14 protein-coding genes are annotated in these 13,302 nt (G+C 69.3%); 10 read left to right on the forward strand and 4 right to left on the reverse strand.

The features are described 5' to 3' along the window. Positions 1-158 precede the first annotated feature (158 nt). The 8 genes from hemL to ACWGDB_RS18575 all read left to right on the forward strand — a co-directional run bounded on the left by hemL (position 159) and on the right by ACWGDB_RS18575 (position 8,508). Positions 159-1,478 carry a glutamate-1-semialdehyde 2,1-aminomutase gene (gene hemL, locus ACWGDB_RS18540; protein ID WP_453823404.1) on the forward strand — a complete coding sequence of 440 codons (1,320 nt, stop codon included), beginning with the start codon at positions 159-161 and terminating at the stop codon, positions 1,476-1,478. Continuing rightward, entirely contained in the window at positions 1,475-2,188 is a 714-nt protein-coding gene (locus ACWGDB_RS18545) for a histidine phosphatase family protein (protein ID WP_453823405.1), read from the forward strand. Before hemL ends, ACWGDB_RS18545 begins: the two co-directional genes overlap by 4 nt. 109 nt (positions 2,189-2,297) lie before the next feature. Then, positions 2,298-3,584: a hypothetical protein gene (locus ACWGDB_RS18550; protein WP_453823406.1), complete on the forward strand. Its 1,287-nt coding sequence runs from the start codon at positions 2,298-2,300 to the stop codon at positions 3,582-3,584. 66 nt (positions 3,585-3,650) lie between these two features. Further along, positions 3,651-4,265 (forward strand): TlpA family protein disulfide reductase, encoded by a 615-nt coding sequence (locus tag ACWGDB_RS18555; protein WP_453823407.1) that lies wholly within the window; start codon positions 3,651-3,653, stop codon positions 4,263-4,265. A 1-nt stretch (position 4,266) separates the two neighbouring features. Next, the gene (locus tag ACWGDB_RS18560; protein ID WP_328880046.1) at positions 4,267-5,034 is read left to right on the forward strand and encodes a cytochrome c biogenesis CcdA family protein; all 768 of its coding nucleotides are present in this window, start codon (positions 4,267-4,269) and stop codon (positions 5,032-5,034) included. A gap of 3 nt (positions 5,035-5,037) precedes the next feature. Then, positions 5,038-6,765 carry a cytochrome c biogenesis protein ResB gene (gene resB / locus ACWGDB_RS18565; RefSeq protein ID WP_453823408.1) on the forward strand — a complete coding sequence of 576 codons (1,728 nt, stop codon included), beginning with the start codon at positions 5,038-5,040 and terminating at the stop codon, positions 6,763-6,765. Continuing rightward, complete coding sequence (gene ccsB, locus ACWGDB_RS18570) at positions 6,762-7,865, forward strand: c-type cytochrome biogenesis protein CcsB (RefSeq protein WP_427840476.1); 1,104 nt, start codon at positions 6,762-6,764, stop codon at positions 7,863-7,865. Before resB ends, ccsB begins: the two co-directional genes overlap by 4 nt. 235 nt (positions 7,866-8,100) lie before the next feature. Beyond that, positions 8,101-8,508 (forward strand): SRPBCC domain-containing protein, encoded by a 408-nt coding sequence (locus ACWGDB_RS18575; RefSeq protein WP_453823409.1) that lies wholly within the window; start codon positions 8,101-8,103, stop codon positions 8,506-8,508. Between the two features lie 21 nt (positions 8,509-8,529). On the opposite strand, the gene ACWGDB_RS18580 is transcribed toward ACWGDB_RS18575, so the two are convergent. The 3 genes from ACWGDB_RS18580 to ACWGDB_RS18590 all read right to left on the reverse strand — a co-directional run bounded on the left by ACWGDB_RS18580 (position 8,530) and on the right by ACWGDB_RS18590 (position 11,441). Next, entirely contained in the window at positions 8,530-9,921 is a 1,392-nt protein-coding gene (locus tag ACWGDB_RS18580) for a condensation domain-containing protein (RefSeq protein WP_453823410.1), read from the reverse strand. 103 nt (positions 9,922-10,024) lie between these two features. Continuing rightward, positions 10,025-10,990, reverse strand: coding sequence for an isopenicillin N synthase family dioxygenase (locus ACWGDB_RS18585; RefSeq protein WP_453823411.1), 966 nt, complete (start codon positions 10,988-10,990; stop codon positions 10,025-10,027). Then, on the reverse strand, positions 10,983-11,441 hold the full coding sequence (locus tag ACWGDB_RS18590; RefSeq protein WP_453823412.1) for a nucleoside deaminase: 459 nt from the start codon (positions 11,439-11,441) through the stop codon (positions 10,983-10,985). Before ACWGDB_RS18590 ends, ACWGDB_RS18585 begins: the two co-directional genes overlap by 8 nt. A 282-nt stretch (positions 11,442-11,723) precedes the next feature. On the opposite strand from ACWGDB_RS18590, the gene ACWGDB_RS18595 reads away from it, so the two are divergent. Beyond that, entirely contained in the window at positions 11,724-12,272 is a 549-nt protein-coding gene (locus ACWGDB_RS18595; RefSeq protein WP_453823413.1) for a hypothetical protein, read from the forward strand. Positions 12,273-12,387: 115 nt separating this feature from the next. Then, positions 12,388-12,876 carry a hypothetical protein gene (locus tag ACWGDB_RS18600; RefSeq protein ID WP_453823414.1) on the forward strand — a complete coding sequence of 163 codons (489 nt, stop codon included), beginning with the start codon at positions 12,388-12,390 and terminating at the stop codon, positions 12,874-12,876. Positions 12,877-12,895: 19 nt separating this feature from the next. Here ACWGDB_RS18600 and ACWGDB_RS18605 read toward each other — a convergent pair whose 3' ends face one another. Further along, the gene (locus ACWGDB_RS18605) at positions 12,896-13,219 is read right to left on the reverse strand and encodes a PLD nuclease N-terminal domain-containing protein (RefSeq protein WP_453823415.1); all 324 of its coding nucleotides are present in this window, start codon (positions 13,217-13,219) and stop codon (positions 12,896-12,898) included. Between the last annotated feature and the right edge of the window lie 83 nt (positions 13,220-13,302).

The raw sequence follows: 13,302 nt of genomic DNA on the forward strand, positions 1-13,302 counted from the left end.
GCATGAGCTGTGTGTATCACGCCCAGTCTCGCAGATCGCGGGCGAGCGGAGACCGGTTGCCCGGTCAGCGGTGGCCCCGCTGCCGTCACCTCCCGCTGGCCTACCCTGAGGAGGTCACTGGCAATCGGAGCCCGAGAAGGTCGGAGAAGTCGCAGGCCATGAGCGAATCGCCCTACCCATACGAAGCACCGGCCTCGCAGGCCCTGTTCGACCGTGCGGCCGCCGTCACACCCGGCGGCGTGAACTCCCCGGTCCGTGCCTTCCGCGCCGTGGGCGGAACGCCCCGGTTCATGGTGTCCGGCAGCGGTCCGTATCTGACCGACGCCGACGGACGTGAGTACGTCGACCTCGTCTGCTCCTGGGGCCCCATGATCCTCGGGCACTCCCACCCGGACGTGATCGCCGCCGTCCAGGACGCCGTCTCCCGCGGTACCTCCTTCGGTACGCCCGGTGAGGGCGAGGTCGCGCTCGCGGAGGAGATGGTCGACCGGATCGAGCCGCTGGAGCAGGTGCGGCTTGTGTCCAGCGGCACCGAGGCCACGATGTCCGCCATCCGGCTCGCCCGCGGGTTCACCCAGCGGTCCAAGGTGATCAAGTTCGCCGGGTGCTATCACGGGCACGTCGACTCGCTGCTCGCCTCTGCCGGGTCAGGAGTCGCGACCTTCGCTCTTCCCGACACCCCCGGCGTCACCGGCGCCCAGGCCGGCGACACGATCGTCCTGCCCTACAACGACCTCGAGTCCGTCCACGAGGCCTTCCACCGCTTCCCCGGTGAGATCGCCTGTGTGATCACCGAGGCCTCGCCCGGCAACATGGGCGTCGTCCCGCCGCTGCCCGGCTTCAACCAGGGGCTGAAGGACGCCTGCGGGAAGAACGGCGCCCTCTACATCTCCGACGAGGTCATGACCGGCTTCCGCACCAGCCGCGCCGGGTGGTACGGCGTCGACGGGGTCAAGCCCGACCTCATGACCTTCGGCAAGGTCATGGGCGGCGGCTTCCCGGCCGCCGCCTTCGGTGGCCGTGCCGATGTGATGGCCCACCTCGCGCCCGCCGGACCCGTCTACCAGGCCGGCACCCTCTCCGGTAACCCCGTCGCCACCGCCGCCGGGCTCGCCCAGCTGCGGCTCCTCGACGAGGCGGCGTACGACAAGGTCAACGCCGTGTCGGGGGCCATCCAGTCCCTCGTCACCGAGGCCCTCACCAAGGAAGGCGTCGCGCACCGGCTGCAGACCGCCTCCAACATGTTCTCCGTGTTCTTCACGGACCGGGAAGTGCGCAACTACGAGGACGCCAAGCGGCAGGAGTCTTTCCGCTTCACCGCGTTCTTCCAGTCGATGCTGGCGCAGGGTGTCTATCTGCCGCCCTCGTCCTTCGAGTCCTGGTTCGTTTCCACGGCACACGACGAGCAGGCCGTCCAGCGGATCGCCGACGCCCTCCCGGCGGCGGCCCGAGCGGCGGCGGAGGCCACGGCGGCATGAGCGACACCCCCATGACCAACGACAGCCCCACCGGCGACAGCGACATCACCGTCGTCCACCTCATGCGGCACGGCGAGGTGGCCAACCCGGACGGGATTCTCTACGGCCGTCTCGCGGGGTATCACCTGTCCGAACTCGGGCGGCAGATGGCCGACCGGGTCGCCGAGCATCTCGCCTCCCGGGACGTCACGCACGTCTGCGCCTCCCCGCTGGAGCGGGCGCAGGAGACCGCGACGCCGATCGCCAAGGCGCACGGCCTGGACCTCGCGACCGACGCGCGGCTCATCGAGGCCGGCAACGTCTTCCAGGGCAAGACCTTCGGGGTGGGGGACGGGGCGCTGAAGCGGCCGGAGAACTGGAAGCACCTCGTCAACCCCTTCAAGCCGTCCTGGGGTGAGCCGTACGTCGAGCAGGTCATCCGCATGATGGGCGCGCTGGACGCCGCCAAGGACGCCGCGCGTGGGCATGAGGCCGTGCTGGTCAGTCACCAGCTGCCGATCTGGATCGTGCGCAGCTACGTCGAGAAGCGGCGGCTGTGGCACGACCCGCGCAAGCGGCAGTGCACGCTGGCGTCCCTGACGACCTTCACGTACCAGGGCGACAAGATCGTGTCCGTCGGCTACAGCGAGCCGGCCATCGACCTCGTCCCCGCCCATCTCCGCGCCGGCGCCAAGCCGGTGAAGGGGAAGGACAAGGCTTTCGGCGCCTAAGACGCCTTTGTGACATTTGTTGCGAATCCTCCGTGATCTGGAGGAACCTCCCCGTTCGTCGCGCCCTCTGACTGGGTGACCACCGAAGGACGCGACGGACGGGAAAGCAATGCGCGACTTCAACCGAAGGGGAATTCTCGGGCTCGGCGCCGGAGCCGCTGCCGCACTCGGACTCGCGGGGTGCGGCACCTTCACGCAGTCAGACGGGTCGAACCAGGGTGGAGGTTCCGGCGACGGCGGGGACAATCGGCCCGGCACCCAGACCCAGCGCGCCAAGCCCATAGGCGACGGCTCCACCTCGTACACCGGCAAGCAGCCGAACCAGCCCGGCAAGCCCGAGCCGCTGGAGCCCGGTCAGGAGCCGCCGCAGTTCGTCGTCTTCTCCTGGGACGGTGCCGGGGAGGTCGGCAACGGTCTCTTCCCGCGCTTCCTCGACCTCGCCAAGCAGCACGAGGCGCACATGACCTTCTTCCTCTCGGGGCTCTATCTGCTGCCCGAGTCGAAGAAGCGGCTCTACGACCCGCCGAACAACCCGCGCGGCGCCTCCGACATCGGCTACCTCACCGACGACCACATCAAGGCCACGCTGAAGAACGTCCGCCAGGCCTGGCTCGACGGCCACGAGATAGGCACCCACTTCAACGGCCACTTCTGCGGCGGCAACGGCACCGTCGGCAACTGGACCGCGCAGCAGTGGCGCAGCGAGATCGACCAGGCCAAGTCCTTCGTCAAGGAGTGGCGCACGAACTCCGGGTGGACCGACCTGCCCTCCCTGCCCTTCGACTACGACAAGGAACTCGTCGGCGGCCGCACGCCCTGTCTCCTCGGTCAGGACAACCTGCTGCCCACCGCCAAGGAGCTGGGCTGGCGCTACGACGCCTCCTCGCCCGGCGGGCGTCAGGTGTGGCCGACGAAGAAGCAGGGACTGTGGGATCTGCCGTTGCAGCAGATACCTTTCCCCGGCCGTTCGTTCGAGGTCCTCTCCATGGACTACAACATGCTCGCCAACCAGTCGATCAACTCCACGAACGCGCCCAGCCACAACTACCCGGCCTGGCGCGAGCAGTCCGCACAGGCGTACATCCAGGGATTCAAGCGGGCATACGAGACAAACCGCGCCCCCTTCTTCGTGGGCAACCACTTCGAGCAGTGGAACGGCGGCATCTACATGGACGCCGTCGAGGAGGCCCTCAAGCACATCGCGCGGGAGAAGGAGAAGGGCGGCGACGTCCGGCTCGTCTCCTTCCGGCAGTTCGTGGACTGGATGGACGTACAGAAGCCGGATGTTCTGGACAAGTTGCGCACGCTGGAGGTCGGGCAGGAGCCGGCCGGTGGCTGGAAGGCGTTCATGAAGGGCGGCGCGGGCAGCTCCAACAGCACCCAAAACGCTGCCTGAAATGCGGTTTTCCACCCGCAAGGGGGGTGCGCAAGATCCCCGGAACGGGCATGCGAAACTTTTCACATGAGTGCCGCAAGCGCCCCCCAGCGCTCGAACCGCCGACGTCTCGTCCTGCTCACCGCGACAGCCGCGGCCACCGCGCTGACCCTGTCCGCGTGCAGTTCCGGCGGCACGTCGGGCGGCGGCGGTGACACCAACTTCGTCACCGGCAAGAACGGCATCGCCACGGTCGAGCAGGGCAAGCGCACCACGGCGCCCGTGCTGGACGGCAAGACCGTCGACGACAAGAAGCTGACCACCGCCGACTACAAGGGCAAGATCATCGTCGTCAACGTGTGGGGATCGTGGTGTCCGCCCTGCCGGCTCGAGGCGAAGAACTTCGAGAAGGTGTCCAGCGACCTCAAGGACCAGGGCGTCCAGTTCGTCGGCATCAACACCCGCGACACCAGCACCACCCCCGCGCTCGCCTTCGAGAAGGAGCAGGGGATCACCTACCCGAGCCTGTACGACCCGACGGGCAAGCTGATGCTCCGCTTCGAGAAGGGCACGCTCAACCCGCAGCTGATTCCCTCCACCCTCGTCATCGACCGGGACGGCAAGATCGCGGCGCGTGCGCTGCAGCCCCTCAGCGAGGAGTCGCTGCGGGGCATGATCGAGCCGGTCCTCGCGGAGAAGTGACGTGGCCGGAGCGCTCACCCTCGCCGCGGAGTACAACGGCACCGTGCTGCACGGTGCCCTGCTGCTGGCGCTGCCGATCGCGATGCTCGGCGGGCTCGTCTCCTTCTTCTCCCCGTGCGTCCTGCCTCTCGTCCCCGGCTATCTGTCGTACGTCACCGGAGTCAGCGGCACCGACCTGGCCGAGGCCCGCCGCGGACGCATGGTCGCCGGCGCCTCCCTGTTCGTGCTCGGCTTCACCGTCGTGTTCGTCTCCGGCGGGGCGCTGTTCGGCTACTGGGGCTCGACCCTTCAGGAGCACAAGGACGTCCTGTCGAAGATTCTCGGCGTCCTGATGATCCTCATGGGCGTCTTCTTCATGGGGATGATGCCCTGGCTCACCCAGCGGGAGTTCCGCTTCCACACCAGGCCGACCACCGGACTCGCCGGTGCGCCCCTGCTGGGCGCGCTGTTCGGCATCGGCTGGACGCCGTGCATCGGCCCGACCCTGTCCTCCGTGCAGACGCTCGCCATCAACGAGGCCAGTGCCGCCCGCGGCGCCATACTGACCGTCGCCTACTGCCTCGGCCTCGGCATCCCCTTCGTGCTCGCTGCCGTAGCCTTCCGCAAGGCCCTCGGCGCCTTCGCCTGGGTCAAGCGCCACTATGTCTGGGTAATGCGCATCGGCGGCACCATGATGATCGTGACCGGTGTGCTGCTGCTGACCGGCGCGTGGGACCGCATCGTGCAGGAGATGCAGGTCTGGTCCAACGGCTTCACTGTGGGGATCTGATCCATGAGCAAGACGACAACCGACGCGACCCCGGCCGCCGACGACCAGGATCTGGGCACCGCCGGCTCTCAGCTCTCCACAGCCCCCGTCGAGGAGATCTCCCACCTCCCCTCCTTCGGCATCATCGGCTGGGCGCGCTGGTTCTGGCGGCAGCTCACCTCGATGCGGGTCGCGCTTTTGCTGCTTCTGCTGCTGTCGCTCGGCGCGATCCCTGGCTCGCTCATCCCGCAGACCGGCATCGACGAGACGAAGGTCGCCGAGTTCCGCAAGGCACATGAGACGCTCGCGCCGATCTACGACAAGCTCGGCCTCTTCAACGTCTACAGCTCGGTGTGGTTCTCCGCGATCTACATCCTGCTGTTCGTCTCCCTCATCGGCTGCATCGTCCCGCGCACCTGGCAGTTCGTCGGCCAGCTCCGCGGCCGTCCGCCGGGCGCCCCGAGGCGCCTGACCCGGCTGCCCGCCTACACCACCTGGCGCACCGAGGCCGAGCCCGACCAGGTCCGCGAGGCCGCGCTCGCGCTGCTGAAGAAGCGCCGCTTCCGGGCCCACCTCGCCGGTGACGCCGTCGCCGCGGAGAAGGGCTATCTGCGCGAGGTCGGCAACCTTGCCTTTCACATCGCGCTGATCGTGATGCTGATCGCCTTCGCCTGGGGCCAGTTGTACAAGTCCGAGGGCAACAAGCTGATCGTCGAGGGAGACGGCTTCTCCAACACCCTCACCCAGTACGACGACTTCAAGTCGGGCAGCCTCTTCAGCCAGGACGAGCTGGATCCGTTCAGCTTCAACCTGAAGAACTTCAAGGGCACGTACGAGGCAAGCGGCCCCAACCGCGGCACCCCGCGCACCTACCAGGCAGACCTCGCCTACAGCGTGGGCGCCGACGGCAAGGAGCAGACGACCACGGTCAAGGTCAACGAGCCGCTGGAGATCGGCGACTCGAAGGTCTACCTCGTCAGCCACGGCTACGCGCCCGTCATCACGGTCCGCGACGGCAAGGGCAAGGCCGTCTACAGCGACGCGGTACCGCTGCTGCCGCTTGACGGCAACGTCACCTCCACCGGCGCGATCAAGGTCATGGACGGCTACCGCGATGCCAAGGGCAAGTGGGACCAGCTCGGTTTCCAGGCCTTCTTCCTTCCCACCTACGTCAAGGGCAACGAGATCGCCTCGCAGTTCCCGGCGCTGCTGAACCCGGTGCTGAACCTGGAGGCCTACCACGGTGACCTCGGTGTCAACGCGGGCCTCCCGCAGAGCGTGTACCAGCTGAACAAGAAGAACCTGAAGGGGTTCAAGGACTCCAAGGGCGCACAGCTCAGGGAGAACCTGAAGCCCGGCGAGACCATGAAGCTCCCGGACGGTGCCGGCTCGATCACCTTCGAGAAGGAGGTCAAGGAGTGGGCCGGCTTCCAGGTGGCCCGCCAGCCCGGCAGCGGCTGGGCGCTCGCCGGTTCCCTCGCTGCGATCTTCGGTCTGGCCGCCTCCCTCTTCATCCAGCGCCGCCGCGTCTGGGTGCGGGCAGCCCCCGGCCCCGACGGCGTCACGGTCGTCGAGATGGCCGGCCTCGGCCGCAGCGAGTCCGCCAAGGTGCCCGAGGAGCTCGGCGATCTCGCCGGGATCCTGTACGAGCAGGCGCCGGGCGCACCCGATGCCGCAGCCGACGACCCCGCAGATTCCGAAGCTCCCCCCGACCCCCAAGTCGCACCCGCCGAAGGGGCTGACACCAAGTGACTCTCGCCGCCGCGACCGAGCTGGCCGCCGCCACCAACGAAAACCTGGCGAACATCAGCAACACGCTGATCTACTCGTCGATGGCCGTCTACACCCTGGCCTTCTTCGCGTACATCGCCGAATGGCTCCTCGGCAGCCGCAGCAAGGTCGGCCGCACGGCCGCCGCGCTCACCCCGGCGAAGGCCGCCAAGGCCGCCGCCGCGCCCGCCGTCACCGTGAAGAAGGGCGGGTCCACCGCCGTACTGGAGCGGCCGAAGGTCGTCGTGCGGGCCACCGCCGGTCAGCGGGACGTGCCGGACGGGCCCGGGGCGCACGGTGGGGACGCGCAGGGCGACCTCTACGGGCGTATCGCCATCTCCCTCACCGTGCTCGCCTTCCTGATCGAGTTCGGTGGTGTGCTCACGCGGGCTCTGTCGGTGGAGCGGGCGCCGTGGGGCAACATGTACGAGTTCAACATCACCTTCTCCACGGTCGCCGTCGGGGTGTACCTGTCGCTGCTCGCGCTGAAGAAGAACGTGCGCTGGCTCGGCTTGTTCCTGATCACCACGGTCCTCCTCGATCTCGGCCTCGCCGTCACTGTCTTGTACACCGCCAGCGACCAGTTGGTTCCCGCCCTTCACTCGTACTGGCTGTACATCCACGTCTCCACGGCGATCTTCTGCGGCGCGGTCTTCTACGTCGGCGCGATGTCCACGCTGCTCTACCTCTTCAAGGACAGCTACGAGAACAAGCTCGCGAACGGGGGCACCCCCGGCCGCTTCGCGAACTCCGTCCTGGACCGGCTGCCCGCCTCGGCGTCCCTCGACAAGTTCTCCTACCGCGTCAACGCCGCCGTCTTCCCGCTGTGGACCTTCACGATCATCGCGGGCGCCATCTGGGCGGGCGACGCCTGGGGCCGCTACTGGGGCTGGGACCCCAAGGAGACCTGGTCCTTCATCACCTGGGTCGCCTACGCCTGCTACCTGCACGCCCGCGCCACAGCCGGCTGGAAGGGCCGCAAGGCCGCCTACCTGGCCCTGATCGCCTTCGGCTGCTGGCTGTTCAACTACTACGGCGTGAACATCTTCGTCTCCGGCAAGCACTCGTACGCCGGGGTGTAAGTCCCTCGCCGCGAAGGCCGGTTCCCATGACCCAGTTCACAGGAGCCGGCCTTTGTCGTGCGGACAGGCAGAGGGCGTGGATACGAATCTGAAGGCGTGGCGCTCTTCCGCGCGGCCGCCAGGATCCCCGGTGTGAAGGTCGCTGAGAACGTGGTGGACGCCGGGCCGTCGTCGACCGTGCAGGTCAGCGCCCGTAACGGGTGCGCATCGCCCCCGTCGGGGTCAGGCTGGTGTCATGAGCGGTTCCGTAGAACAGGGCATCAGCCAGACCCACGGGAACACGCACATCCTGCACTTCCTGGTGCGGCTCCCCCGGCCCGTGGAGACGGTCTGGCCGGCGCTCGGCACCCCCGAAGGGCTCGCCGGCTGGTTCACGCCCGCCGACGTCCTGGAACCCCGGCTCGGCGGCTCGATCTCACTGCGTGACGTCGGATCCGGGCAGGTCACGGCATGGGACGTCGAGCGGGTCGCCGAGTACACGATGGAGGACGGCGGACGCCTGCGGTTCCACCTGGAACGGGACGGCGATACGGGGACCGCGCTGCGCTTCACGTACGAGTTCCAGGGCGAGACGGAGTCGGAGCAGCGCTGGCGGGCCCGCTTCGAGGCGCTGATCGAGATGCTGGAGGGCGGCGGCTCCTGAGCGCCGCCGCGCCACCCCGGACTACGAGGCGGTCGAGGCGATGACGTCCCGCAGCCGCTCAACGTACAGCCGCATGTTCTTCTGCGCGACGTCGGTGTCCGGGTAGCGGCCCGCGAACCACAGGCCCTCGTGCAGCCGCGTGACCCAGGCGCACACCTGGTCGCCGTACGACACCCTGATCAGCCCGTACGCCTTGTGCTCGGCCCAGTGGCCGGAGCCGGGGATGCCGCGGGTGTCGACGAAGGAGACGATCGAGTACAGGTCGGGTGACGTGGGGCGGAAGTCCGCGCCGAGCAGGCGGAGCACCCGGGCCAGCGGCATACGGGCCAGATGCCGGTTGGCGTGCAGCGCGGCGCGTACCGTGCGCAGCGCGCTGGGCAGGTCGTGGGCCTGCTCCACGGGGATCTCGATGGGCGCGCCGCCGACGTACCAGCCGACGGAGTCGGACCACCGGGACTTCACTCGGGTGTGGAACGGCACGACGGTGCGGTAGACGGGCTCGCCGCCGATCTCGTGGACGATGAGGGCGGTCGCGGCCAGGATGCCGACCGAACTGCCGCCGTAGGGACGGCAGTACGCCTCGAACGCGGCGGCGGTGTCCGCGTCGGTGAGCGGCTCGCGCAGCAGCTCCTGGGTGGGCAGCCCGCCCTCGGGGTCCAGGCCCAGATCGACGGGGAAGGCGGGCAGCCTGCCGTCGCAGCGCCGGATGAACTCGCGCCAGCGGCCGACGATGTCGTGGCCGTCGTCGATCCGGTCGGCGTCCGTCCGCTCGATCTCGCAGAAGTCGACGTAGCTCCCGGCCGGCGTCCCCTCCACGGTCCCGCCCGCGAGGCACGCGGCGTAGAGCTCGTGGATCTCGGCGGGGATGCGATGGATGGAGTGGGCGTCGACGTTGCTGTGGTCGAAGGCCATGTACACGCTGGTGGAGTCGTCGCGGAGGACGGCCGTGTAGATGAGGTTGGGCCAGCGCAGCGCGTCCGCGGTGACGTCGAAGCGGTCCTGGAGGTGCTGGACCAAGGCCGTGGGGTCGGTGAAGTCGCCGACCTCGGTGCGGTGCAGGGACACGGCGCCGGCGTCGAGCGTGAACCGGCGTACCTCGTCGGCGGGCCGGCCGGACCAGCGGAAGCCGCTGCGCAGCGTCTCGTGCCGCAGCGTCCACCTGCGCAGCGCCTCTCCCAGCGCGTCGAGGTCGGCCCGGCCCGGGAGATCGAACGCGGTACCGAGCCAGGTCGGCACGAACAGGCCGTCCTCGCGCACGGATCGGGCGGTCCTTAGGTGCGACTCCTGGATGTACGCCGGTGGGCGGGAGTCCTCCGGGAGGTCTGCCGCCGTCGCCACGGTCGCCGGACTGAACGTCCATTCGACGAGTCGTCCGGGTCGGACCTCGCAGCGCTGGATGTCAGTCATTCGCACGGGCGGCTCCATTCGCGGCGGGGGACACACCCGAAAGGGTGGTATCCCGCCCAACGAGGCAACCCTTTGTCAGAAACGGCTCGTCGCGATCACCCAACCATGATCATCCGACAGTGATCGAGTTCAGCTTCTCGCGCAGATACACATGCGAGTCCACCGGCGCGTACGCCACCCGTCCCACCGGAGCGGGCACCGACTCCACGCGGGTGCCGGGTGTGCACTCCCCGAAGTAGACGAGGGACATCAGCTCCTCGGTGGGGGCGTCGGCGGGTGGCGGCAGGACGCGATGGCGCCCGGACCGCCACCGGTCGCCGGTCCAACGGGCCATCAGATCCCCGATGTTGATGGTGAACGCCGCCGGATCGAACGGCGCGTCCTCCCAGCCGCCCTCGTCCGTGTAGACCTGCAAGCCGCCCTTCCCCTCCTGCCGGTCGAGGATCGTCACGGTCCCGAAGTCGGTGTGCGGCCCGATCCGGAACTGACCGGGCTCCGGCTCACCGATCACGTCCGCTCCCGGATACCAGTTGATGTTGAAGCCGTAGGTCGGGTGGGCCATGTGCCGGCTGAAGAAGTCGGGTTCGAGGCCGAGGGCCTCACCGAGCAGGGAGAGGAGCCGGTTCTCCAGCTCGCCCATCCGCGCGAGGTACTCCTCGCACAGCGCACGGAGTTCGGGGACCTCGGCCGGCCAGACGTTCGGCGCGTACCACTCGGCGTTGACGATCGGGTCCTCGAAGGGCTCGTGCGTCGCGAAGGTCAGCGACTCCTTCAGATCCGGCGGGGTCTCGGTGCCCTCCGCGTAGCCGTTCGCCTCGGCGCCGGGGCCGAGCCAGCCGCGGCCGCCGACCTTGGCCTCGTAGGCCTGCTTGGCCGGCCCGGGGAGCACGAAGAAGGCGCGGGCCGCCTCCCGGATCCGTCCCCGCAGCCCAGCGTCCACGCCGTGCCCGGTGACCAGCAGGAAGCCGGCGGTCTGCAGGGCCTTGTCGACGGTACGGGCGATCGCGCCGCGCGCCCGGGCGTCGCCCTCGATCCAGGGCCCGAGGTCGATCGTGGGAATGCGTGGCTCACTCACCGATGTCCTCGTTCCACAGTTCCGGATTGTTCCTGATGAAGTCGCGCATCATCGCGATGCACTCGGGGTCGTCGAGCAGCACGATCTCCACGCCGTGCTCGGCCAGCCAGTCGTGCCCGCCGTGAAAGGTGACCGCCTCGCCGATGACGACGCGGGAGATCCCGAACTGCCGTACCAGCCCGGAGCAGTACCAGCAGGGCGAGAGCGTGGTCACCATGGTCGTTTTGCGATACGACCGCTGCCGTCCCGCCGCCCGGAACGCGGCCGTCTCCGCGTGCATCGACGGGTCACCGTCCTGGACGCGTCGGTTGTGCCCGCGGCCGAGGACGACCCCGTCCGGGCCATGGAGCGCGGCCCCGATCGGGATACCGCCCCCGGCGAGCCCGGCGCGCGCCTCCTCGACGGCGGTGGCCAGCCAGGCGCGGGCCGTGGCGTGATCCAAGAACTCCATGCCTCTCACTTTCCTGCGGGGCAGACGGGGTGGCGACCTGGGATGACTACCCACCCGCCGCAACGACGCAGCACCACCCGGCTCTCCCCGTTGAAGGGCGCCAAGCACGTCACCGTGTCCGGCGTACGCAGGATGCCGTCCGCGGTGAACAACTGCCGCGCCCCCTCGCGCCGAATCGTCCGGAGCCGGGCCGACGTCTGCTGGCCGCGAAAAGCGAAGGCCCCCGCCCGGCACCGGAGCTACGCTCGCCGCCACGCCCCTCACACCGAGAGGAGCAGTCCCGTGCGCCGCCCCCTGCTCTACCTCGACGTCGACGGCCCGCTGAACCCGTACGCCGCGAAGCCCGAGCGCCGCCCCGACGGCTACTCGACCCACCGGATGAAGCCCGAGGGTTGGCTCGCCCGGCACGGTGACACACCCGCGCATCGCGTGCGGCCGTTACGGGTGTGGCTCAACGCCGGCCACGGCCGCAGGCTCCTCGAACTGGGTGAGCGGTACGACCTGGTGTGGGCGACCACGTGGGGAGCGGAGGCGAACACCTTCATCTCGCCGGTGCTCGGTCTGCCGGACCTGGCCGTGGTGGAGTGGCCGGCGATGCACGACGAGGGGCCGCACGGCACCTTCTGGAAGACCCGCCACCTCGTCGCACATGCCGACGGCAGGCCGTTCGCCTGGGTGGACGACGAACTCGGCGTCCCTGACCGGCGCTTCGTCGTCGCACACCATGCCGGCCCCGCGCTGCTCCGGCACGTGGACGCGCGCCTCGGCCTGCGGGATGCGGACTTCGCTGCCCTCGGCGCCTTCGCGCGCGAGGCCGCCGCCTTGCGCTGACGCGGAAATTCGGTGGCGGGCCGGTGGGCGCCGGGTGTTGTGTGGCCAGGCCCGGTGATCACGAGGAGTGCCGGGGCGGGGAGGTTGTGTGGCGGGGCGGGAGTGGGCTTGGCAGGTGGCCGAGCTGCGTCAGAGAGGCGGTGCGCTGGCGGCCTTCGTGGCCGCGTGCGGTGATGACGAGGAGCGGGGCCGACAGGCGCGGGAGTTGGCGGGGCGGTTGCTCGCGTCGGACCCCGGCGACCTCGATGCGGCCCACGAGATCGTGCGGACGCTGGCCGACTGGGCGGACGACCTCGCTGATCACCCGCACCATCCCGGCGTCCCCCGCCCCGACGAGGCCGACCGTCTGACGCGGGACCACGTCAAGGACGTCCTGCGCGAACGTCTCACGGCCCCGGCCCGCGACTGGCTGTCGGGGACGAAGCTCTCCCTGGACGTCTGCTTCTTCGCCCTGCGCAGGGTGCGGAGACTCGACCCGCAGACGCGCGAGGACGTCTTCTACGCCTACGGCCGCGGCACGATGGCCCTCGACCTCGGCAATCGCCCGGCCGCGGCACGGGAACTGGCACGGCTGCGGGAGCTGCGCGAGCTGTACGAGGCGTAGGCGGAGCCGCAGCTCCGTGTCAGGGCTCGTCCCGCTTGGGCTTGTCGTCCTTCGTCCCGTCGTCGTCCTCGTCCAGGGACTTCAGGAACTCCGGATTGTCGTCGGGCGCGACCCACTGCCGGCGCCGGTTGTCCCGGACCCCGGACCAGCCCTCGGCCGCGGGGCTGCGCTTCTTGCCCGCGATGAGCCAGGAGATCGAACCGACCAGCGGGAAGACCAGGACGAGGATGGCCCACAGCGGCTTGGGCATGTGGCGGATCTCGTCCTCCTTCGTGCTGATGCAGTCGATGAAGGCATACACGCTGAGCGCCAGTGGCACGAGGAACATCAGCACGCGGAGCATGGGCCCCTCTCCAGCGAAACGGTCGTCGGACCGGGGGTACGGCCCCCCGGGTCAAGGGCCAGGGTAGCCGCTCGGGGATACTT

It is taken from the genome of Streptomyces sp. NPDC055013, from assembly GCF_053608645.1.

What these genes read in the sequence shown, in the direction of transcription:
- ACWGDB_RS18590 (WP_453823412.1), bottom strand. Translation starts at nt 11,441, where the DNA reads ATGGAGTTCTTGGATCACGCCACGGCCCGCGCCTGGCTGGCCACCGCC.
- ACWGDB_RS18605 (WP_453823415.1), bottom strand. Translation starts at nt 13,219, where the DNA reads ATGCTCCGCGTGCTGATGTTCCTCGTGCCACTGGCGCTCAGCGTGTAT.
- ACWGDB_RS18555 (WP_453823407.1), top strand. Translation starts at nt 3,651, where the DNA reads ATGAGTGCCGCAAGCGCCCCCCAGCGCTCGAACCGCCGACGTCTCGTC.
- resB (WP_453823408.1), top strand. Translation starts at nt 5,038, where the DNA reads ATGAGCAAGACGACAACCGACGCGACCCCGGCCGCCGACGACCAGGAT.
- ACWGDB_RS18550 (WP_453823406.1), top strand. Translation starts at nt 2,298, where the DNA reads ATGCGCGACTTCAACCGAAGGGGAATTCTCGGGCTCGGCGCCGGAGCC.
- ACWGDB_RS18545 (WP_453823405.1), top strand. Translation starts at nt 1,475, where the DNA reads ATGAGCGACACCCCCATGACCAACGACAGCCCCACCGGCGACAGCGAC.
- ACWGDB_RS18575 (WP_453823409.1), top strand. Translation starts at nt 8,101, where the DNA reads ATGAGCGGTTCCGTAGAACAGGGCATCAGCCAGACCCACGGGAACACG.
- hemL (WP_453823404.1), top strand. Translation starts at nt 159, where the DNA reads ATGAGCGAATCGCCCTACCCATACGAAGCACCGGCCTCGCAGGCCCTG.